General features: G+C 70.3%; 20 protein-coding genes. 9 read left to right on the top strand and 11 right to left on the bottom strand.

The genetic code is table 11. From position 1 onward, the window contains the following. Positions 1 to 987 carry a hypothetical protein gene (locus tag JX005_RS09875; RefSeq protein ID WP_307858550.1) on the top strand — a complete coding sequence of 329 codons (987 nt, stop codon included), beginning with the start codon at positions 1 to 3 and terminating at the stop codon, positions 985 to 987. Positions 988 to 1,012: 25 nt separating this feature from the next. Here the strand turns inward: JX005_RS09875 and JX005_RS09870 are convergent, their stop codons facing one another. Continuing rightward, the gene (locus JX005_RS09870) at positions 1,013 to 2,416 is read right to left on the bottom strand and encodes a DUF2252 domain-containing protein (protein WP_214467321.1); all 1,404 of its coding nucleotides are present in this window, start codon (positions 2,414 to 2,416) and stop codon (positions 1,013 to 1,015) included. A 91-nt stretch (positions 2,417 to 2,507) separates the two neighbouring features. On the opposite strand from JX005_RS09870, the gene JX005_RS09865 reads away from it, so the two are divergent. The 3 genes from JX005_RS09865 (at position 2,508) to JX005_RS09855 (ending at position 6,830) form a co-directional block, all read left to right on the top strand. Next, entirely contained in the window at positions 2,508 to 3,593 is a 1,086-nt protein-coding gene (locus JX005_RS09865; protein WP_307858549.1) for an AI-2E family transporter, read from the top strand. 48 nt (positions 3,594 to 3,641) lie between these two features. Then, positions 3,642 to 4,364, top strand: coding sequence for a potassium channel family protein (locus tag JX005_RS09860; RefSeq protein ID WP_214467320.1), 723 nt, complete (start codon positions 3,642 to 3,644; stop codon positions 4,362 to 4,364). A gap of 90 nt (positions 4,365 to 4,454) precedes the next feature. After that, positions 4,455 to 6,830, top strand: coding sequence for an arylsulfatase (locus tag JX005_RS09855; RefSeq protein WP_214467319.1), 2,376 nt, complete (start codon positions 4,455 to 4,457; stop codon positions 6,828 to 6,830). A gap of 8 nt (positions 6,831 to 6,838) precedes the next feature. Here JX005_RS09855 and JX005_RS09850 read toward each other — a convergent pair whose 3' ends face one another. The 4 genes from JX005_RS09850 to JX005_RS09835 form a co-directional block, all read right to left on the bottom strand. Beyond that, positions 6,839 to 7,183 carry an SHOCT domain-containing protein gene (locus JX005_RS09850; RefSeq protein ID WP_214467318.1) on the bottom strand — a complete coding sequence of 115 codons (345 nt, stop codon included), beginning with the start codon at positions 7,181 to 7,183 and terminating at the stop codon, positions 6,839 to 6,841. 11 nt (positions 7,184 to 7,194) lie between these two features. Further along, positions 7,195 to 7,614, bottom strand: coding sequence for a DUF6325 family protein (locus JX005_RS09845; protein WP_214467317.1), 420 nt, complete (start codon positions 7,612 to 7,614; stop codon positions 7,195 to 7,197). Between the two features lie 24 nt (positions 7,615 to 7,638). Next, positions 7,639 to 8,019 carry a PLDc N-terminal domain-containing protein gene (locus JX005_RS09840; protein WP_214467316.1) on the bottom strand — a complete coding sequence of 127 codons (381 nt, stop codon included), beginning with the start codon at positions 8,017 to 8,019 and terminating at the stop codon, positions 7,639 to 7,641. 97 nt (positions 8,020 to 8,116) lie between these two features. Beyond that, a complete protein-coding gene (locus JX005_RS09835) occupies positions 8,117 to 8,335 on the bottom strand; it encodes a DUF8691 family protein (RefSeq protein ID WP_214467315.1) in 219 nt (72 codons plus the stop codon). Between the two features lie 147 nt (positions 8,336 to 8,482). Here JX005_RS09835 and JX005_RS09830 point away from each other — a divergent pair, with 147 nt between their 5' ends. Together JX005_RS09830 and JX005_RS09825 are read left to right on the top strand one after the other, a co-directional pair. Beyond that, positions 8,483 to 11,080, top strand: coding sequence for a winged helix-turn-helix domain-containing protein (locus JX005_RS09830; protein ID WP_214467314.1), 2,598 nt, complete (start codon positions 8,483 to 8,485; stop codon positions 11,078 to 11,080). A gap of 34 nt (positions 11,081 to 11,114) precedes the next feature. After that, positions 11,115 to 12,239: an AI-2E family transporter gene (locus tag JX005_RS09825; protein WP_214467313.1), complete on the top strand. Its 1,125-nt coding sequence runs from the start codon at positions 11,115 to 11,117 to the stop codon at positions 12,237 to 12,239. A 4-nt stretch (positions 12,240 to 12,243) separates the two neighbouring features. Here JX005_RS09825 and JX005_RS09820 read toward each other — a convergent pair whose 3' ends face one another. The 5 genes from JX005_RS09820 to JX005_RS09800 all read right to left on the bottom strand — a co-directional run bounded on the left by JX005_RS09820 (position 12,244) and on the right by JX005_RS09800 (position 16,396). Further along, on the bottom strand, positions 12,244 to 13,134 hold the full coding sequence (locus JX005_RS09820) for a formylglycine-generating enzyme family protein (RefSeq protein ID WP_214467457.1): 891 nt from the start codon (positions 13,132 to 13,134) through the stop codon (positions 12,244 to 12,246). 13 nt (positions 13,135 to 13,147) lie between these two features. Then, positions 13,148 to 14,614: a cardiolipin synthase gene (gene cls, locus JX005_RS09815; RefSeq protein ID WP_214467456.1), complete on the bottom strand. Its 1,467-nt coding sequence runs from the start codon at positions 14,612 to 14,614 to the stop codon at positions 13,148 to 13,150. Positions 14,615 to 14,637: 23 nt separating this feature from the next. Then, a complete protein-coding gene (locus JX005_RS09810) occupies positions 14,638 to 14,850 on the bottom strand; it encodes a DUF8691 family protein (RefSeq protein WP_214467312.1) in 213 nt (70 codons plus the stop codon). Between the two features lie 86 nt (positions 14,851 to 14,936). After that, positions 14,937 to 15,791 (bottom strand): LLM class F420-dependent oxidoreductase, encoded by an 855-nt coding sequence (locus JX005_RS09805; RefSeq protein ID WP_214467311.1) that lies wholly within the window; start codon positions 15,789 to 15,791, stop codon positions 14,937 to 14,939. A gap of 11 nt (positions 15,792 to 15,802) precedes the next feature. Beyond that, positions 15,803 to 16,396, bottom strand: coding sequence for a hypothetical protein (locus tag JX005_RS09800; protein WP_214467310.1), 594 nt, complete (start codon positions 16,394 to 16,396; stop codon positions 15,803 to 15,805). A gap of 108 nt (positions 16,397 to 16,504) precedes the next feature. On the opposite strand from JX005_RS09800, the gene JX005_RS09795 reads away from it, so the two are divergent. Together JX005_RS09795 and JX005_RS09790 are read left to right on the top strand one after the other, a co-directional pair. Next, positions 16,505 to 17,722 (top strand): glycosyltransferase, encoded by a 1,218-nt coding sequence (locus tag JX005_RS09795; RefSeq protein ID WP_214467309.1) that lies wholly within the window; start codon positions 16,505 to 16,507, stop codon positions 17,720 to 17,722. A gap of 5 nt (positions 17,723 to 17,727) precedes the next feature. Beyond that, positions 17,728 to 19,155: a glycosyltransferase gene (locus tag JX005_RS09790; protein WP_307858548.1), complete on the top strand. Its 1,428-nt coding sequence runs from the start codon at positions 17,728 to 17,730 to the stop codon at positions 19,153 to 19,155. A 173-nt stretch (positions 19,156 to 19,328) separates the two neighbouring features. Here JX005_RS09790 and JX005_RS16275 read toward each other — a convergent pair whose 3' ends face one another. Continuing rightward, positions 19,329 to 19,451 carry a hypothetical protein gene (locus JX005_RS16275; protein ID WP_281422056.1) on the bottom strand — a complete coding sequence of 41 codons (123 nt, stop codon included), beginning with the start codon at positions 19,449 to 19,451 and terminating at the stop codon, positions 19,329 to 19,331. 227 nt (positions 19,452 to 19,678) lie between these two features. Between JX005_RS16275 and JX005_RS09785 the strand changes: the two genes are divergently transcribed. After that, positions 19,679 to 20,221 (top strand): hypothetical protein, encoded by a 543-nt coding sequence (locus JX005_RS09785; RefSeq protein ID WP_214467308.1) that lies wholly within the window; start codon positions 19,679 to 19,681, stop codon positions 20,219 to 20,221. Positions 20,222 to 20,320: the final 99 nt, after the last annotated feature.

Here is a 20,320-nt window from a genome sequence, read left to right as displayed (position 1 = left end):
GTGGGCGGGCGCACGGGCCGCGACGCCTCGGGAGAGGAATGGATCGAGGCGGCCGCCGACGACAGGTGGCTGCGGCCGTCGGCCGGTGACAGCCGCCGTGAGCCCCGCTGGGGGCACCCCGACGGTATGCAGCTGGGCCTGCATCCGCTGTCGGGACCGCGGGGGCTGCTGCGGATCTACACGCCGTATCTGGACCAGCCGCGCGAGCGTCTCCTCAACTTCATCGCGGTCGAGCCGATCCCGGCGGGCACGATCGAGCGCGGCTACTCCGAGCTCGAGCGGAGCCGGCTCGACGACGTGCCCGGCCTGCGGATGTGGAGCGTCGACGACCCCGACGACGAAAGGCCCCGCACCCCGGACGCTCCTGCGCGGGGCGTGGTCTCGGTCGATGCCGACGGGGTCGAGCGGCTCACCGTGCACATCGGCGTCGAGCGATTCGCGAACGGCGCGCACGTCCGGGTCACGGCGGTGTTCCGCGCCGACCGTCCGCACGAGGTCTCGGTCGCGGCATCCGTGCGCTCCGACTCGGCACCCCTGGGTGCCTGCGTCCTGTCGGCCACGATGGGCAACTGGGCGCGCCTGCGGCGGCTCGAGCTCGCGGACGGCGCCGTGACGGCGGCCGAGCTGTGGCCGGAGTACCGCGACGTGCACTTCGCCGACCACGCCTCGTTCCCGGTGGACCGCCTCGCCCGCGACGCGGGCTCCGTGTCGGTGTCGGCGGTCACCGACGAGATGGAGCCGGTCGCGGCCACGTACGCCCCCGGCACGAAGGAGCACTGGCATTACGTCGGCCGGAGAGGCGTGCAGACCTGGATCGCCGACGACCCCGATTCCGCGCTCGTCGTGCAGGTCAACGGGCGCCACACCTACTGGATGAGCGACCACCCGATTCCCGGCGGCATCGCCTTCGAGAACTTCGAGCTCGTCGAGCCGTTCCGCGACGGGCGCGCCTTCACGTTCCGCGTGGAGCCCATGGACGCGCGCTGATCGTCGCCGAAGGCCGGGACCGGACTCAGCCCGTCGGCTGGTCGACGCCGCGGTGGCGCCGGAAGAGCTGCCAATCCGCACGCGAGAGGTCGGCGTACGCGTACGACCACTCGAGGATCGCCTCGCCCGCCACCCGGCCGCCGCCGACGTAGCCCGCGACGACGGAGGCATTGGGGGACTGGCCGTGCGCGCGCGCGAGCGTGGTGGCACAGGCATCCGCGTACCAGCCGAAGGCGGCGTCCTCGAGCGCGTCGACGTCGAAGCCGCCCTTCTTGTCGTGGAACTGCCGCACGTAGAAGGAGCGCTCGGGACCGTCGACCGAGGGGCCGGTGAGATACCCGAGGAAGGGATCCGAGACGGCCTGCAGGATGCGCTGCATCGCCACGACGCGCCCGCCCTCGCCGGCCTGCTCGATGTAGCGGGCGACGCCCTCGGGCTGCTCGACCTCGCCGTACTCGATGAGCACGCTCCGCCCGGCCTCCTTGCCCTGCAGGAGCAGCGCGTTGCCGTCGCCGTCCGCCATCGAGATGAGGTAGCAGCGGGTGCCGACGCTGCCGACGCCGACCACCCGGCGGGCGATGTCGGTCACGTGGTACTTCTGCAGCAGGACGCGGATGTCGATGTTCGCCGACTGCTGGTACTGCTCGACGAACTCGTTGATCCGCAGCTCGATGCGCGGATCCACGTGCGTCATCGTCGGCGGGATCTCGCTGAACACGAGCCGCCCCGAGTCGTCGAGCGTCGTGAGCTTGCGTACCGCGCGCGCCGCCGTGCGCTTCTCCGCGTCCTTCACCGCCTTGTGCAGGGCGTCCGCCGACTCCGGGTCGAGTGACGACGAGCCGGCTTCGGCATCGAAGTGGTCGTAGTACCGCTTGAGGGGGCTGCGCTTGGCCCCGTTGCCGAGGGCGCGCGCATAGGTCCGCACGGCGCCGAGCGCGGCATCCCGCACGACCTTCTCGTCGCGCGATGTCGACTGGCCGGCGATCACGATGCTGGTGACGAGGCGCTTGACGTCCCATTCCCACGGCGCCCAGGCGGACTCGTCGAAGTCGTTGAGGTCGAACACGAGCGTGCGCTGCGGAGAGGCGAACAGGCCGAAGTTCGACACGTGCGCGTCGCCGCACGATCCGACCACGAGGCCGCTGCCGGGCGAGCGGGCCAGGTCGGCCGCCATCAGCGCCGCCGTGCCCCGGTAGAACGCGAAGGCGCTCTCGGCCATGCGCTGCGTGCGGACCGGCACGAGCTCGGGCACACGGGTGGAGTCCTGCCGGTCGAGGATGCCCATCGGGTCGCGCGCCCCCACCGGCGGCGAGGCGAGGCTCTCGCGCGGGTGGGATTCCCGCTGGGCACGGCCCTCGGCCAGATGGTCCTGCAGGCTGGGCGGCCGCGACCACGTCTCCGCCAGCGGCCTCGCGTCCGTCGTCGACATGAGGTCAGTGTGGCACCGCCCGGCGGCGCGCGGGGGTGACTTCGGGGGTGAAATCCGCCGACCGGCCTCGCGCCGTCGATACCCTGGCCGCGTGACCCGCGCCGCTGCATCGCCTCCGCCGCCGATGCTCTCGCCGAGCCTGCGCACCCTGCTCGGCCTCGCGGCCGCCGTGGTCGTGCTCGCCGGCGTGTACTTCGCACGCGAACTCGTCGGGCCGCTCGTTCTGGCCATCGTGCTCGTGATCATCTGCGAGCCCGTGCGCCGCCCGCTCGAGGGCCGCGGGTGGCCGCATTGGACGGGCACCACCGCGGTCATCGTCGTCGCATACCTCGTCCTCGGCGTGATGGGCGCCCTCCTCTGGCTGGCGGGCACCCAGTTCGCGCGACTCGTGGGCGAGTTCTCCGATGAGCTTCAAGCCGGCGTGCAGAACTTCCTCGGCTGGCTGCGGTCGGCCGGACTGGATGATCAGGCAGCGGATGCCGCAGCCGCCGTCCTCGATCCCGAGATGCTCGTCGGCCTCGCATCGAGCATCGGGGGAGCGGTGCTCGCGGTCGGCACGGCGCTGTTCTTCGTCTTCGCGTACGTCATCTTCATGGCGGCCGATGCCGCGCGCTACCGCGACGCCGGCCGGGTCTTCGGGCGGGCGAAGACCGCCGCGCTCGCGCGGATCCGACGGCTGAACACCGGCGTGCGCCGCTACTACGTCGTCAACGCCACGTTCGGCGCGATCGTCGCGATCATCGACGGCTTCGCCCTCCTGTGGCTGGGCGTGCCCGCGCCGCTCGTGTGGGCGATCCTCGCCTTCGTCACCAACTTCGTGCCCAACATCGGCTTCGTCCTGGGGCTGATCCCGCCCGCGGTGCTCGCGTTCGTGGTCGGCGGCTGGCCGATGCTGCTGGCCGTCATCGCGATCTACTGCGTGGTGAACGTCGTGCTGCAGGTGCTGGTGCAGCCCAAGTTCGTCAGCGACGCGGTCGACCTCAGCCTCACCCTGAGCTTCTTCTCGGTCATCTTCTGGACGTTCGTCATCGGGCCGCTCGGGGCGATCCTCTCCATCCCGCTCACGCTCGCCGTCCGCGCGCTCGTGCTCGAGGGCGATCCGCAGGCGCACTGGCTGCGGTGGCTCTCGGGCGACCGCAGCGCCGTCCCCCCTCCCGACACCCGCTCCGCCTCCTGACCCGCGCGCCACTCGGGAGACGGCCGCGGACTGCGGCATGATGCGCGTGTGGATGAGCAGACTTGGCATCGCCGCACCGAGGTGCCGCTCATCCTGGCGTCGCTGGCGTACCTCGTCGCGTACTCGTGGCGGGTCATCGGCGGCCTGGACGGCACTGCGCGCACCGTGGTCAGCCTGGTGATCCTGGCGACGTGGGCGCTCTTCATCGTCGACTACGTCGTGCGCCTGTCGCTCGCCAAGGACCGGCGGGTCTGGTTCCGCAAGCACCTGGGCACCCTCGCCATCACGCTGATCCCGGTGTTCCGGCTCGTGCTGCTGCTGCGCGCGCTGACGCGGGTGCCCGGAATGCGCCCGTCCGCCGGCACGCAGCTGCGCACACAGATCATGGTCTACGGAGCCGGCGCCGGTGTGCTGCTCATCTACATCGCGTCGCTGGCCGTGCTCGAGGCCGAGGGCAGCTCGCCCGACGCCAACATCACCTCCTTCGGGGAGGCGATCTGGTGGTCGTGCGTGACCATCACGACGACCGGCTACGGCGACTTCTTCCCGGTCACCGGGCTGGGGCGCGCCATCGGAGTGGGCGTGATGTTCAGCGGGATCGCACTCGCCGGCATCATCACCGCCACGCTCGCGTCGTGGATCTTCGAGCGGGCGGCCCGCAACCACGACGACGCCGAGCCGGCGACCCGCGGGCAGATGCGGCAGCTGCTGGCCAAAGTCGAGGCGCTCGGCACGCGCCCCGACGACGAGGGCGACGCAACCGGACGCTGACCCGCCCACGGCGGCCCACGTCACCCCGTCCGGGTGACGTGCCTTCGAATCGTCCGCCGTAGCTTGCCGGTCAGAGCCCGAGGAGGAGTCATGACCGTCGACCGCCATGCCCGCACCCTGCTTCCGATCCCGGATCGTCCGGGACCGTCGCTGACCACCTACGACGCGAAGGATCCCGAGACCTCGTATCCGCCCATCACCCCCCTCCTGCCGCCCGAGGGTGCGCCGAACGTGCTCGTGATCCTGCTCGACGACGTCGGCTTCGGCGCCTCCAGCGTCTTCGGAGGACCCTGCCGCACGCCGTCGGCGGAGCGGCTCGCGGCCGGCGGTCTGCGCTACAACCGGTTCCACACCACCGCACTGTGCGCACCCACGCGGCAGGCGCTGCTCACCGGGCGCAATCACCACTCGGTCGGCATGGGAAGCATCACCGAGACGGCCACCTCGGCACCGGGCAACAGCTCGCTGCGCCCGAACACCAAGGCTCCCTTGGCGATGACACTCAAGCTCAACGGCTACTCGACGGCGCAGTTCGGCAAATGCCACGAGGTGCCGGTGTGGCAGTCGTCGCCGATCGGTCCGTTCGACGCGTGGCCGTCGGGCGGCGGCGGCTTCGAGACGTTCTACGGGTTCATCGGCGGCGAGAACAATCAGTGGGAGCCCGCGCTGTACGAGGGCACCACTGCGGTGGAGCCGCCCGCGACGCCCGAGGAGGGATATCACCTCACCGAGGACCTCGCCGACAGGGCCATCGGCTGGATGCGCACCCAGAAGGCGCTCGCACCCGACCGGCCGTTCTTCGTGTACTTCGCGCCCGGCGCGACGCACGCCCCCCACCACGTCCCCGCCGAGTGGGCAGACCGGTACAAGGGCGAGTTCGCAGGCGGGTGGGACGCACAGCGCGAGGCGACCTTCGCGCGGCAGAAGGAGCTCGGGGTGATCCCCGCCGACGCCGAGCTCACGCCCCGCCACGACGAGATCCCGGCGTGGGACGACATGCCCGACGAGCTGAAGCCGGTCCTCGAGCGCGAGATGGAGGTGTACGCCGGCTTCCTCGAGCACACCGACCATCACGTCGGGCGCGTGCTCGACGCCGTGGAAGACCTCGGGATCCTCGACGACACGCTGATCTACTACATCATCGGCGACAACGGCGCCTCGGCCGAGGGCACCGTCAACGGCGCGTTCAACGAGATGGCCAACTTCAACGGGATGGCCGCCCTCGAGACGCCGGAGTTCATGCGCTCGAAGATGGACGAGTTCGGCTCGCCCACGTCGTACAACCACTACGCCGTGGGCTGGGCCTGGGCGATGGACACCCCGTTCCAGTGGACGAAGCAGGTCGCCTCGCACTGGGGAGGCACGCGCAACGGGACCATCGTCCACTGGCCGCGCGGGATCGAGGAGAAGGGCGGTCTGCGCTCGCAGTTCACGCACGTCATCGACCTCGCCCCGACCATCCTCGAGGCGGCGGGGCTCCCCGAGCCGACGGTGGTCAACGGCGTCCAGCAGTCGCCGATGGAAGGGCGCAGCATGCTGCCGACCTTTGCTTCGCCGGACGTCGCCGAGGTGCATGACCTGCAGTACTTCGAGATGTTCGGCAACCGCGGGATCTACCACCGGGGGTGGAGCGCCGTCACCAAGCACCGCACCCCCTGGATCATGGTCGGCGGCGTCCTGCCGGCCTTCGACGACGACGTGTGGGAGCTCTACGACGGGACGACGGACTACAGCCAGGCACGTGACCTCGCGGCGGAGCATCCGGACAAGCTTCATGAGCTGCAGCGGCTGTGGCTCATCGAGGCTGTGAAATACAACGTGCTGCCCCTCGACGACCGGACGGCCGACCGGCTGAACCCTGACATCGCAGGCCGGCCGACGCTCGTCCACGGCGATTCGCAGCTGTTCTTCCCCGGCATGGGCCGGCTGTCGGAGAACAGTGTCGTCAGCGTCAAGAACCGGTCCTTCTCGGTGACGGCCGAAGTGATGATTCCGGATGCCGGAGCCCGCGGCGTCATCATCGCCCAGGGCGGCCGGTTCGGCGGCTGGAGCCTCTACGTGCACGAGGGCGCGCTGCGCTTCGACTACAACGTGCTGGGCATCCAGCACTTCACGACCATCGCCGGCTCCGTGATCCCGGAGGGGACGCACCAGGTGCGCATGGAGTTCGCGTACGACGGCGGAGGCCTCGCGAAGGGCGGCGATGTCACGCTCTACTACGACGGCGAGGCGGTCGGCGACGGACGGGTGGGAGCGACGCAGCCGATGGTGTTCTCCGCCGATGAGACGACCGACATCGGCTACGAGTCGGGAACGCCGGTCACCGACGACTACACGCCGCAGACGAGCCGCTTCACCGGCAGGATCTCGTGGGTCCAGCTCGACCTCGGCCTCGACGACCACGACCATTTCATCGACCCCGAAGAGCGGATGCGCATCGCGATGGCGCGGCCTTCTCTTCGATGACGCTCCGGTCAGGAGAGCAGCTTGGCCTTCGCGGCCGCGAACTCCTCGTCCGACAGGATGCCCTGCGAGTGCAACGTGGCCAGCTGGGTCAGCTTGGTCATCATGTCGTCGCCGGCGGCGGGTGCGGCGGCCGGCGCCTGCGCGGGCTGCGCATTGGCGACGGCCTGTGCCGCCGCGGCGTCCATGGCGGCCTGCTGCTGCTGAGCTTCGTACTGCTGCTGCTCATACTGCTCGTTCGCCTTGTTCTGCTGGTGGCGGGCGACGCCTCCCGACACGGCGGTCGCGGTGCCCGCGACGACCGCGGTGCGTGCCGCCATTCCGATGAGGCCGGGGCGGCCTACTCTGCGCATCATGTCTGCCTCCTTCAGTCGGCGTTCTCGGCGAGGAACGCGTTGACGATGGGCGCCGGGATGCCCTCGCGGGCGATCACGGCCCCACCGGCGTCGTAGAGCGCCGCGGCGAACGCCTTGGCCCACAGCAGCTCGACGACCAGGATCGCCGCCGACTGTCCCGGCGGAACCTGCTCGGCCAGCGCCTCGATGTCTTCGATGCCCGCCAGACCGGCGAGGTCGAGGGCGGGAACGCCGCCGTCGTCGGTCGTGTCGGAGAGCTCCATCACGGTGAGCTCACCCTCCGGCGACCGCGTCGCATAGACGAGGTCGAGGACGTTCACCGTGCCGGCGGCGACGAGGTCGTCGATCGCCTGCAGAACGCCGGGTCCGGGCTTGTCGCCGTCGAAGCCGATCGCGTAGAACTCGATCGGGCCGTAATCGAATGTCGTCATGTCGTCATCCTCCTCTGCCGGGCCTCAGGCCGCGAGAGCCTTGGCCTTGAGTGCGTCGAACTCGCCCTGCGAGATGGCCCCGGAGTCGAGGAGCGACTTCGCCTTGGCGATGTCGTCGGTGGGGCTGGCGGTGCCGGCGGTGGTGCGGATGTAGGCATCCTGCTGCTTGCGCAGCTCGGCAGCCTGCTCCATCGCGCGCTTCTGCATGCCCGTGCCGCGGGCGATCAGGTAGACCAGCGCGGTCAGGAAGGGCAGGAAGACCAGGAAGAGGATCCAGACGGCCTTCAACCACCCGTTGAGGGTGTGGTCGCGGAACAGGTCGCCGATGATCGAGAACAGGACCATGAGGTACGCCACGAACACGAAGACCCAGAAGAACCAGGCGACCCAACTCCAGAGATCCATTGTTTTCCAGCCAATCGTCAGTGGACGGGCCGATCGCCCGTCACAGTTGTGAAACTACGAGGGCACGGGGAGCGGTACGTCACCCGGAGCGGGTGAATCATGCGGCGTCGCCCGCGACGGGGTTCACCGACACCACCTCGATGTGGAGTTCGTCGAACATCTCGAGGAGGCCCAGCAGCCGCGCCTGGTCGGGGATGGCGCCGACCACACTGGTGCAGCCGTCTCCGGTCGTGCTCACCTCGAAGCCGTCGAGCGCCGCGATGAGCGCGGGGCCGAGGCGTCCTCGGAGGAGGATGCACACGACCTGCGGGTTCATCGGAGGCCTCTCGGAGAGGGTCGCGTCACTCCGGGTGTCGCCCCGGTGAACGGTGACGTCATTGTCAGTGCGGGCCTCTCGCGCGCACGTCACCCCTGTGGGATGATTCCCCCGAGCTCGCACCCGCTCGTCAGGGAGGCTCTGGGGTTGTCAGGATCACGTCGCATTCCGTCGCACGCCGTCGATCGGCCGGCACTGCGGCAGCAGCTCGACGCCGGCGTCGACTCGCCGCTGTCGCTGGTCGTCGCGCCCGCGGGCGCCGGCAAGACCGTGCTCCTGTCGCAGTGGGCGCAGTCGCTGGCCGACATCGCGGTCGCGTGGTTCGACATCACGACGGCCGATGATGCGCCCGGCGTCTTCGCTGCGCGCCTGGTCGCGGGGATCACGGCGGTCGTCCCCGGCCTGCACGCGCCCAGCGCGCCGCTCGAGGCCTCGGAGGGACGCCTCGGCGAAGCCTTCCTGGAAGCCCTCGCGGCGAGTCTCGCCGAGACGGGCCGCCGCCTCGTCCTGGTCTTCGACGACCTCGACCGCATCTCGGGCAGCCCCATCCTGACCGACCTGTGGCGGCTCGTAGACATGCTGCCGCCGACCGCCCACGCCGTCTTCTCCTCGCGGGTCGACCTTCAGCTGGGCTGGAGCCGGCACCGGCTCGAGCACGGTCTGGTCGAGATCCGGCAGCGGGAGCTGGCCTTCGACGATTCGACGACGGCACGCGTGCTCGAGCACATCGCCGGCAGGCCCGTCACCGACCATGCCGTGGCGGCGGTGACCGCTCGCACCGAGGGATGGGCGGTCGGGGTGCAGCTCACGGCGTTGAGCCTGCGGTTCGCGGAGGATCCCGACCGCGTGGTCGACGAGCTCACCGGAACCGACAGGCTGGTGGTCGACTACCTCAGCGAGGAGGTTCTCGATGCCCTCGAGCCGTCCCGGCGTGCGGCGCTCATGCAGCTCGCGGTCGTGGATGAGGTGTGCGCCGGCCTCGTCGAAGCGATGACCGGTGTGGACGGCCATGCCTTCCTGTCGGGCCTCGAGCGCGACTCCATGTTCATCGTCGCGGTGCCCGAGCGACCCGGCTGGTTCCGCTTCCACCGGCTCTTCCGCGACCTGCTGCTGTACCGGCTGCGCGCGCTCGACTCCCGTGCGGAAGCGCGGCTGCTGGAGACCGCCGCCGACTGGCACCTCGAGCGCGGCGACGTCGAAGTGCCGATCGAGTACCTCCTTCGAGCGCGACGGTGGGAGCGCGCCATCGAGCGCGTGCTCCTGAGCGGACGGGAGGTGTTCGAGCAGTTCCGGACCGCGATCGTGGCACGGTGGCTCGGGCGCGTGCCGCCCGAGGTGCGTGCCGCGCACGTCGACGCCGAGCTGCTCCGCGCGATCGCCGAGGGGATGAGCGGCCGGGGACTCGTGGCCGTCGATGCCCTGCAGGGTCTGCTCGCGGGCGCCGAGCTGACGGTCGGCCAGCGGCAGGTGGCCCTCGCGTACCTCGCCGCGTGCGTGCAGTTCCACCCGCATCCCGAGCCGTTCGCGCGAGCCGCGGTGGAGGCCCTCGCACTTCTCGACGCGCATCCGGATGCCGTCGTGCCCGACCTGCTCGGTCTCAGCTCGAAGCCCTACCTCGCCTTCCTGGCGCGCGGGTCGCTCGGACGCGCCCACCTCTTCATGGGCGATCTCGTCGCCGCTCGCGCGCACCTCGCCACAGCCCTCGCGCTCCCGGGTTACGCGTACACGCCCTACCGCGTGCACCTGCTCGGCAGCCTCGCCCTCGTCGAGGCGATCAACGGCCGGCTGGGCGTCGGCACCGTGCTCTCCGACGAGGCGCTCGAGACGGCGCGGTCAGCCGACCTCCTGGCGCACCCGGCGCCGGCGGATGCCTATTTCGCCCGCGCCATCGTGGCCATCCAGCGCGGAGAGCCCGACGTCGGCGCTCTCGCGCTGACCGAGGGCATCGTGCGGTCGGCCGCGAACCAGCGCACCCAGCTCATGTGGATGGGTCACGCCATCGCGATGCTCATCGATCCGGCCGACGAGCAGGTCGCATCCGTCGAGCCCCCCGGTCCGCCTCCCGCCCTCGTGCGTCAATGGCTGCTGGCGATCGGCATGCGACGCGCCCGACTCCACGGAGCGGTCTCCGGCCCGAGCCCGGGCGCGATGGCGGGCCACGCGTGGTCCCCGGTCGGGTTCGAGGAGATCGCCGCGCTGCTCACGGAAGGGCAGGCGCCCGCCGCGCACTCGCGGCTCAGTCGACTGCGGTTCGACCCCGATCCTGCCGCACCGCTCCCTTCCATCGAGCTGGCGATCCTCACCGGGTGGACGCATGCTCAGGACGGACGGCGCGCGCAGGCGCGCGAGCAGTTCGAGAGCGCCCTGGCCCTCGCCGAGCCCGAATGGCTCGCGTACCCCTTCCTGCGCGCCGGACCCGCCGTCGTCGACCTGCTCGAGGAGCTCACGGGTGCGCGCAGCGAGTTCGCGAGGTTCGTCGTCGCGCGCGCCCACAGCGTGGGCGGCCAGCGTGGCCGGAAGCTCCTCGACGAGCTGACGCCGCGCGAACTCGAGCTCCTCGCGTTCCTGCCGAGCAGGCTCACGATCGCAGACATCGCCGCACGGTGCTACGTGTCGACGAACACGGTCAAGACCCACCTCGGCCACATCTACCGCAAGCTGGGCGTCTCGGGGAGAGATGCCGCGATCGAGCACGCCGTCGAGCTCGGTCTGCTCGACCCCCGCGAGATCGCCCGGGTGGGGTGACGTACGCCGCGCCGCGCGCGGCCATCATGGCCGCATGGATGACGCTGACGGCCGGGCCGCGGAAGCTGATGGCCTGACGCTTCCCGACCGGCCGCGGCGCTTCACCGGCGTGCTCGCGGCACTGGATCGACCCCTCGCCCTCGGGTTCATCACCACGCTGGGCGTGCTCGGAGCCCTCGTGCTCGGAAGCGCGCTCGGGTCGATCTCGACGATCCTCGTCTACATCGTGCTGGCGATGTTCCTCGCCGTCGGGCTCGATCCGATCGTGCGGCGACTCGAGCGGCGACGCGTGAGCCGGGGCGGCGCGATCGCGATCGTGTTCGGCGGGTTCGCGCTCCTGTTCCTCGGGTTCCTGATCTGGGTCCTGCCCCCCGTCATCGCGCAGATCGCCGAGTTCGTCGAGGCGATCCCCGAGACCGTCGCCGGCATCCCCGAGACCGAGTGGTTCGCGGCGCTGGGCGCCGACACGCAGGTGGCGATCGAGACGGGGCTCGAGCAGCTTGCGGACTGGGTTTCGAGCCCCGCGACGATCGCGACGCTCAGCGGCGGCGTCCTCGCGGTCGGCGTCGCATTCGTGAGCGGCATCTCGGCGTCGTTCATCGTCGTGGCGCTCACCCTCTACTTCCTCTCCTCGCTGTCGTCGATCAAGGGGGCGTTCTACGCGCTCGCTCCAGCGCACAGCCGACCGCGGCTGACGAGCCTCACCGAGCGGATCACCGACTCCGTGGGCAGTGCGCTCATCGGCTCGGTCATCCTCGCCGCCCTGAATGCCGGCGTGGTCTTCGTGCTGCACCTCGTGATCCGGTTGCCCTTCCCGGCGCTCATGGCGGTGGTGGCCTTCGTGGTCACGCTCATCCCGCTGTTCGGATCGGTGATCTTCCTCGTCATCGGCACCGGCGTCGCGCTGTTCACCAGCCCGACGCAGGCGCTCATCTTCGCGGTGGCATATCTCGTCTACATCCAGCTCGAGTCGTATGTCGTGAGCCCGCGCGTCATGAACCGAGCGGTCTCGATCCCGGCGGCCCTCGTGCTGATCGGCGCCCTGATCGGCGGTGCGCTCATGGGTGTGATCGGCGTCCTGGTGGCGCTTCCCGTGGTGGCCTCGATCCTGCTGATCATCCGCGAGGTCGTCGTGCCGAAGCAGGATCTGAAGATCTAGGGGTTCAGGCGTCGCGCGCGCAGCGGAATCCGATGTGCGACATGCCGGTGTCCTCGGCCTGCGGCGACCGCGAAGCCGGCCGGAACCGCAGGCAGTAGTCGGGCGAGCACAGGTGCGAGCCGCCTTTGAGCACCCGGCGCGGGGTGGCGAATCCCTCCTCCGCGCTCGCAGTGGCGAGCAGATTTTGGCGGCGGCCCGCGTCGACCGGCCGGTCGGACAGGCGCAGATGGCGCGGCGTCCAGTAGTCGCTCGTCCACTCCCACGTGTTGCCCGTCATGTCGTGCAGCCCGTAGCCGTTGGGCGGATACGAGCCGACGGGCGCGGCATCCCCCACTCCCTCATTCAGGTACGGGAACCGGCCCAGCCATGAGTTCGCCATGACCCGCCCGCCGGGGTGCGCGTCGTCGCCCCACGCGAAGCGCGCGCCATCGAGACTCCCGCGGGCGGCGTACTCGTGCTCCGCCTCGCTCGGCAGTCGCTTGCCCGCCCACGCGGCGTAGGCCGAGGCATCCGCGAACGCGATGTGGACGACGGGATGCCGCATCCGCTCGTCGATCGACGAGTCGGGGCCGAACGGCCGCCGCCAGCAGGCGCCCGGCTGCCAGCGCCACCAGGCTCGCCAGTCCGCGAGGTCGACCGGCCCGGCGGTGGGAGTGAACACCATGGATCCCGGCACGAGGTCGGCGGGGTCGGCACCGGGGAAGTCTGCCGGATCGAGCTCGCGCTCGGCGACGGTCACGTAGCCGGTGTCGTCGACGAACGCGGCGAACTCCTCGTTGGTGACCGCGTGGCGGTCGATCCGGAACGTCTCGACCGCACGCTCGTGGACCGGCCGCTCGTCGGGGTAGAACTCGTCGGAGCCCATGAGGAACGTACCGCCCTCGATCAGGACCATGTCGCCCATGCGGTCAGTTGAGCGCCGAGGTGAGGCGGGCGAGGCCGTCGAGGAAGGTCGCCTTGCCGGGCTGGTCGCGCCACTCCTGGAGGGTCAGCTCGCGCCCGGCGTCGCGGTAGGCCTGCTCCACCTCGCGCATCTCGGCCACGAACGACGCCCCGCGCACGAGGAGGGAGACCTCCATGTTGAGGCTGAACGAGCGGATGTCCATGTTGCTCGACCCGATCACCGCGATGTCGTCGTCGATCGAGAAGTGCTTGGAGTGGAGGATGTACGGCGCGGGATACAGGAAGATCTTCACGCCCGCCTCGAGCAGTGCCGAGTAGTACGACCGCTGCGCGTGGTACACCAGACCCTGGTCGCCGATCTCCGAGACGAAGAGCTGCACCTCGAGACCGCGCTGACATGCCGTGGTGATCGCGTAGACCATCGCCTCGTCGGGCACGAAGTAGGGGCTCGTCAGGATGACCTTCTCGGTTGCGCCGTAGATCAGCGAGAGGAACAGCCGCAGGTTGTTCTCGGTCTCGTAGCCGGGGCCGCTCGGCACCACCTGGCACAGCAGGGCGTCGGGGGCCGCCGATCGCTCGAGCTGGGGCGCCGGCACATGCTCGGTCGCCGAGAGGTCCTGTCCGGTCTCGATCAGCCAGTCGGAGAGGAACACGGTGTTGACCGCCGAGACCACCGGCCCGGTGAGCCGCGTCATGAGCTCCTGCCACTTCAGGCCGCGCTTGATGTTCTTCGGCGAGTCGTAGGTGCGGTCGATGAGGTTCTGCGAGCCCATGAAGCCGGCCCGTCCGTCGACGACGACGATCTTGCGGTGGTTGCGCAGGTCGGGTCGCTGGTACTTGCCCTTGAGAGGCATGACCGGAAGCATCCACGCCCACTGGACGCCGATGCGATCGAGCTCGGCGAGCGTCGCCTTGCAGTTGCCGAGCCGGCGGGTCGCGACGTAGTCCGCGAGCAGCCGCACGGTGACCCCGCGCGCGACGGCGCGCTCCATGGCCGCGAAGAACCCGCGCGTCGTGTCGTCCCACGCCACGATGAAGAACTCCACGTGCACGAACGACGTCGCGGTGTCGATCTCGGCGGCCATGGCGTCGATCGATCCCTGATAGTCGCTGTAGAGGGATGCCTCATTCCCCTCGGTCGCCGGCAGCGCGGTGAGCAGCTCGTTCTGCTGCACGACCCGCTGGAACCACCGCGGCCAGTCGGCATCCTCAGTGCGCAGGCTGCGTGACTCGACCGCGCCGCGGATCATCCCGTCGATGCGGGTCTGCTCGTCACGGCGTGACTTCGGCAGGCGGAAGCTGCCGATCAGCAGGAAGAGCAGGAGGCCGATGAGGGGAAGAAGGAAGATGAGCAGAAGCCACGCCATCGCTGCGGTGGGCTTGCGTCCGCGCGGGACGATGATGAGGGCGACCACGTCGACCACGAAGATCACCGCGAGGATGATGGGCCACACCGTGGACTGGTCGAAGATGCTTGCGGCCACGCGGTTCTCCTTCAGGCGCTGGTGACGCGGTTGACCGAGACGACCTCGATGTTCAGCCCGTCGAACACGGCGAGCAGAGCCCGCAGCTCAGCCTGGTCGCTCACCATACCGGTGACGCTGGAGGTGCCGTCGTCTCGCCGCACCACGTCGTAGCCCTCGAGGGCCGCGATCAGCGAGGGACCCAGGTGGCCGGTGATGACGACCTCGACGAGGTGAGCGGACATGACCCTCTTCCGGCGCGACGCGAATCGGACATCACCAGAGTGGAGGATGCCGCGCGGCGCGTCGTCACCCGCGGGGGACGATTCGCTCAGGCGCCCTCGTTCACGCGGTCGCGCCACTCCAGGAGCGGCACGAGCGGAGCCAGGTCGTAGTCGGGTCCGTCGATCGCGGGGATGATGAGCCGGAAGCCGAGCTCGTACAGCCGGGGTGGGGCATCCGTCTCGAGAAGCGGGCCGAAACCGCGGATCGTGTACCCGGTCGACAGCTCGATCTCGGCGGGATCGCGGCCCTCCTTCGCGCACCACTCGTGCAGGACGCCGATCTTGCGGGACATGTCGTCGAGCTTCGTGAAGGTGTGCCAGATGTCGGCGTGCTGCGCCACGAGGCGCAGCGTCTTGCGCTCGCCTTGACCCCCGATGAGGATCGGGATCCGCCGGGTCGGCGCGGGATTCAGGCGATCCCACCGTGAGCGGATGCGCGGAAGGTCCGCCGCGAGCGCGTCGAGCCGGCTGCCGACGGTGCCGAACTCGTAGCCGTACTCGACGTAGTCGGGCTCGGCCCAGCCCGAGCCCGTGCCGAAGATGAGGCGGCCGGTGCCGGTCGCCCCGGCGCTGATGTGGTCGACGGTGCGGGCCATGTCGGCCTGCAGGTCGGGATTGCGGTACGAGCTGCAGTTGACGAGCGGACCGAACTCGACGCGCTCGGTCTGCTCGGCCATCGCCGCGAGGACCGTCCACGCCTCGAAGTGCTCGGCCTCCGACGGCGCCGTCAGGGGGAAGAAGTGGTCCCAGTTGAAGATCGCATCGACGCCCAGGTCCTCGGCCCGCAGCACCGCATCGCGATAGGCCGAGTACCCTGCGTGCTGCGGTGCGAGCTGCACGCCGATGCGGAGCGGTCGGTGGGCGGCGGGATGCACTCGCCCCGATGAGTTCGGCTCTGTCATTCGTCCGCTCCTCAGTTCTTCGGCTCGATCCGCAGGACGTCGGGGGACTCTCCCAGGGCGAGGTCGTCGACGATGCGGACGGTGCGGGCGAGATCGTCCACCGAGCCGATCACCGTGCCGAAGCGCTCGCGGTCGGAGCAGACGGCGGTCACCGTCACGAAGTGCGTGCCGGTGTCCCACGTGTAGGTGGCGAAGGGCGGCGTGCGTCCGTCGGCGGGCAGCGCCATCTCGAGCTTCTCTCCGACGCCGAGGTGGCTGCTGCGGAACGACGCGGTGTCGTCGTACTCCATCGGCATCATGGCGCGGGCGGTGCGCAGCTGCGCGGTCGCCTCCTGCACCTGCGCCATGACGACGACGAGCTCCGGGTCGGCCTTCCAGACCCACACGAGCACGCGTCCGGCGGCCCGCCGCATGAGGAAGGGCGCCGCCTGGCTCATCGCCCACGCGGCGACGCCGCTGCCGGGCCGCTCGGCGCCGACGGCCGTATTGGCCTGGGACAGCAGCATCCGGATCGCCGCCTTGCGGTGGCGGCGTCCCTTGAAGCCGAGGGACTCTGTCACCGGCACCCAGAGGGTCGGATCGGCGTCGGCCTGCAGTCGGGGCATGGTTCCAGCGTACGGGGCCGGGGGAGGGCCCTCGGGTACAGTGGATGAGCGCCAACATCCCTTTGACCGCCGCGCACCCCCGCCGCACAGACAGGCCCCCGCTACCCCGTGACCGAGTCCGCGACGCCCGACGACCAGCTGGCCGACGCCGAGGTTCGGCGACCCCTGACCATCCTCATCGGCGCCGACACGTGGCTGCCCCACGTCAACGGCGCCGCCCGCTTCGCCGAGCGCCTGGCGGCGGGCCTGGTCAAGCGAGGCCACGACGTGCACGTCATGGCTCCGAGCGCGACCCACCGGCAGCACGGCACCTTCACCGAGGTGATCGAGGGCGAGCCGATGACGATTCACCGCATCCCGTCGTGGCGCTGGTACCCGCACGACTGGCTCACGTTCGTCATGCCGTTCCGTGCCAAGTACTACGCGCGGCGGGTGCTCGACCGGGTCAAGCCCGACGTCGTGCACATCCAGTCGCACATCGTCATCGGCCGAGGGCTCACCCGCATCGCCCGCCAGCGCGGCATCCCGGTGGTCGCGACCAACCACGTGATGGCCGAGAACGTCCTCGACTTCACGATCCTGCCCGCCTCGTGGACGCGGTACGCCATCAAGCTCGCGTGGGAAGACGCCAAGCGCACGTTCGACATGACGCGCGCCGTCACCACGCCCACCCGCAAGGCGGCGGAGTTCCTCCAGCACACGATCGAGATCGCCAACGTCATCCCGGTCAGCTGCGGCATCGAGGCCGCGAACTACACGCCCGACCTCGCTCCGCGCGACGCCAACCGGCTCGTGTTCGTCGGCCGGCTCACGACCGAGAAGCAGATCGACGTCGTGCTGCGTGCGCTGGCGAAGCTCGACCCCGCTCTCGACGTGTCGTTCGACATCGTCGGGCAGGGCGACCAGCGGCGAAACCTCGAGGAGCTCACGCGCGAGCTCGGTCTGACCGATCGCGTGCGCTTCCACGGTCACACGACCGACGAGGAGCTCAAGGGGTTCCTCACGAACGCGAGCCTCTTCGTGATCGCCTCGATCGCCGAGCTGCAGTCCATCGCGACGATGGAGGCGATGGCGTCGGGCCTGCCCATCGTCGCTGCCGACGCCGTCGCGCTCCCGCACCTCGTTCACGACGGGGAGAACGGGTACCTCTTCCGCCCGGGCGACGTCGACGACCTCGCCGCGAAGCTCACCGCGGTCCTCACGCTCACGCCCGAAGCCCGGCTGCGGATGCAGCAGGCGTCGCTGGACGGCGTGAAGGTGCACGACATGAAGCGCACGCTCGACACCTTCGAAGCGCTGTACCGCGACGAACCGCTGCCGGAGTAGCGACCGTGCACGTCGTGATGTTCGGCGACCAGCACGTCGAGACCCTCGGCGGAGCGCAGGTGTCGATGCGACTTCAGCGTCGATTCCTGGAGCTCGCCGGGCACACCGTCACGATCGTGGCGCCCGCTGCGCACGGCGAGCGGGCGCGGTCCATCGCGCCGGATGCCGCATACCTCGACATCCCGTCGATGCCGATCACGTTCGACCGGGAGTACTCGATGTCGTGGCCGGGTCGGAACACGGATCGATGGGTGGATGCCGCGCTCGCCGCCCGTCCGCCCGTCGACGTCGTGCATGTCCAGGCGGATTTCTGGGGGGCGTTCATCGGCCACCGCTACGCCGCACGGCACAAGCTGCCGCTCGTGCACACCATGCACAATCGCGTCGACGTCGGCATCGAGGCCACCGCGCCGTTCCCGGGCGTCGTGCTCGCGACGCTCAACACGTGGCAGCGCGCCTCGCTCGACGTGCAGTCGAGCGGCGACGCCGACGGATCCGACGGCTGGGCCTTCCTGCGCCGCTTCGCCGGGCGATCGCATGCGGTCACGGCGCCGTCGACCCACTTCGCGCGCCGGCTCGAGGAGCACGGCGTCGTGCCGGGCGGAAGACGCGGCATCCTGGATCTCCACTCGCCGGACTCGCACGTCGACGTGGTCTGGAACGGCATCGACGACGAGATCCTCGACGCGACGCTGGCCGAAGCGCCGATCGAGCGCGTGGCGGGGCCGGCCCGCCTCGTGTGGCTGGGGCGGATGAGCCCCGAGAAGCGGCTGCTGCCGTTCCTCGAGGCGCTCGCCGAGTCGGGAGTGCGCGCCGAGGTCGAGGTGATCGGCGGCGGCGGGCAGCTCGCGGCCGCCCGGCGACTGGTTTCGCGCAGCAAGCCCGCTGCCACCGTGGTGTTCGCCGGACGGCTGCCGTACGCCGAGACCCTGCGCCGCATCGCCGCCGCCGACGCCGTCGTGCAGACGTCGATCGGCTTCGAGACCCAGGGCATGACCATCTTCGAAGCGGCTTCGCTGGGAACGCCGTCGATCGTGAGCGATCCCGACCTGGCCGCCGAGCTCGGCTCGGGCTTCTGGCCGGTGGGCGGCGGGCGAGCGGCCGCCGACTCGACCGCGGCGCTGGCGGGGGGGGGGGGGGCCCCCCGCCGGTGGGGGGCGGCGGACCCGGTGGCCGTCACGGCCGAGGAGCGAGGAGGGCCTCGCGGAGATAGCCGTGCTCGCGCTCGGCATTGGCGGTGTGGACGCGGCGAGCACGAGCGTGGCGCTCGCGATCGTCGGCCAGCCGCGGAGTCCTGGTGCCCCAGATCAGCAGCCGCAGCCCGATATGGAGGGCGATGCGGTCGACGACGGGCGTGCGGGGGTCGCGGCTCTGAAGCCGCAGCGTATCGGGGACGCCCGAGAGGCGCTGCGGCGCGTAAGTGGTGTTCATGATGATCTCTTCCGAATCGGTGGAGGTGGGATGCCCGGAACCACGCGCGGTCGGGCGGGGATGTCATGCCGCAGCACGACGGGGATGAAGGCAGGAAAGCGCGCTCAGCACCCGGAATCCGGGGCGGCGCAGGAGGATCGTGCCCTCGAGAGGGCAGAGTTCTCCCCTGCGGGGATCAGCCGGCGGTGTGGAAGCCGCTGTTCTGAGTGGCGCCGAAGGAGTGGGTCCCCGACGCGCAGACGCGAGCCGCCACGCTGATTGGCGTGATGGCTCCGGTGTTGTCCGTGTGCATCATCATTTCGGGGACCTCCTTTCTCGACTTCAAGACGCGGAGAGTGACACTAGCGCGGTCTCGCAGTCCACGTCAAGCGTTTTCGCAGATTCGGTGGACGGCGGGCGTGTCGCGGTGGCTGTGGAGAACTCGCGGGGCGGATTCCGCTGCTCTGTTAGCGTGCTCAGGCTCGGCGCGTGCCGTGCCTCGTTCGCAGAAGAGAGAACCCGTTGGCAGAGCCCTTCGAACCCGCCGTGGAATCCACCCCCGACGACCCGTCGGCGACGGCCCCCGCGGCCGGCGAGCACGAGCCGGCGGCACCCCTGGAATCCGCCCCCGAGCAGGTGGGACGCGGCATCCTGCTCTCCCTGCTCGCCATCCCGGCGGGCGTTCTGGCCTGGGCGATCATCTGGCAGCTCGGGTTCATGAGCGCGATCGTGGCCTTCGGCGTCGCAGTCGGCGCCGTGTGGCTGTACCGGCGCGGATCGGGCGGCCGGATCGGTGCGATAGGGATCGCCGCCACGATCGTCGTCACGATCGTGACCCTGGTGCTGGCGTTCCTCGCGGGACTGGCGATCGACCTGGCCGCCTTCCTCGAGATCGACATCCCGACCGCGATCACCTCGCCGGAGTTCTGGGACCTGTTCCTGCTCAACGTCTTCGACAATCCCGAGCTGTGGGAGGCGATGACCGGAGACATCGTGTTCGCGGTCCTCTTCGCCGCGCTCGGGGCGTTCAGCGTCTTCTGGAGGCTGGCGAAGGCCGCGAAAGCGGACAAGCAGACCGACGCGCTCTGACCCGGCCCCGCTTCCCGGGGGCGTGCCGTCGCTCCGGTAGCCTGGGGACGCCCGATGCGGTCGGGCATCCCCAGGGAGGGGCAGGCGGACACCGCGGAG

Source organism: Microbacterium flavescens (assembly GCF_018588945.1).
Classification (GTDB): Bacteria; Actinomycetota; Actinomycetes; order Actinomycetales; family Microbacteriaceae; genus Microbacterium; species Microbacterium flavescens.
The sequence above is the reverse complement of the archived record's forward strand: the minus strand, read 5'-3'. Positions and strand labels throughout refer to the sequence as shown.

What these genes read in the sequence shown, in the direction of transcription:
- JX005_RS09870 (WP_214467321.1), bottom strand. Translation starts at nt 2,416, where the DNA reads ATGTCGACGACGGACGCGAGGCCGCTGGCGGAGACGTGGTCGCGGCCG.
- JX005_RS09820 (WP_214467457.1), bottom strand. Translation starts at nt 13,134, where the DNA reads ATGGTCCTGATCGAGGGCGGTACGTTCCTCATGGGCTCCGACGAGTTC.
- JX005_RS16275 (WP_281422056.1), bottom strand. Translation starts at nt 19,451, where the DNA reads ATGATGATGCACACGGACAACACCGGAGCCATCACGCCAATCAGCGTG.
- JX005_RS09825 (WP_214467313.1), top strand. Translation starts at nt 11,115, where the DNA reads ATGGATGACGCTGACGGCCGGGCCGCGGAAGCTGATGGCCTGACGCTT.
- JX005_RS09805 (WP_214467311.1), bottom strand. Translation starts at nt 15,791, where the DNA reads ATGACAGAGCCGAACTCATCGGGGCGAGTGCATCCCGCCGCCCACCGA.
- JX005_RS09840 (WP_214467316.1), bottom strand. Translation starts at nt 8,019, where the DNA reads ATGGATCTCTGGAGTTGGGTCGCCTGGTTCTTCTGGGTCTTCGTGTTC.
- JX005_RS09850 (WP_214467318.1), bottom strand. Translation starts at nt 7,183, where the DNA reads ATGATGCGCAGAGTAGGCCGCCCCGGCCTCATCGGAATGGCGGCACGC.
- JX005_RS09835 (WP_214467315.1), bottom strand. Translation starts at nt 8,335, where the DNA reads ATGAACCCGCAGGTCGTGTGCATCCTCCTCCGAGGACGCCTCGGCCCC.
- JX005_RS09855 (WP_214467319.1), top strand. Translation starts at nt 4,455, where the DNA reads ATGACCGTCGACCGCCATGCCCGCACCCTGCTTCCGATCCCGGATCGT.
- JX005_RS09810 (WP_214467312.1), bottom strand. Translation starts at nt 14,850, where the DNA reads ATGTCCGCTCACCTCGTCGAGGTCGTCATCACCGGCCACCTGGGTCCC.
- JX005_RS09800 (WP_214467310.1), bottom strand. Translation starts at nt 16,396, where the DNA reads ATGCCCCGACTGCAGGCCGACGCCGATCCGACCCTCTGGGTGCCGGTG.
- JX005_RS09845 (WP_214467317.1), bottom strand. Translation starts at nt 7,614, where the DNA reads ATGACGACATTCGATTACGGCCCGATCGAGTTCTACGCGATCGGCTTC.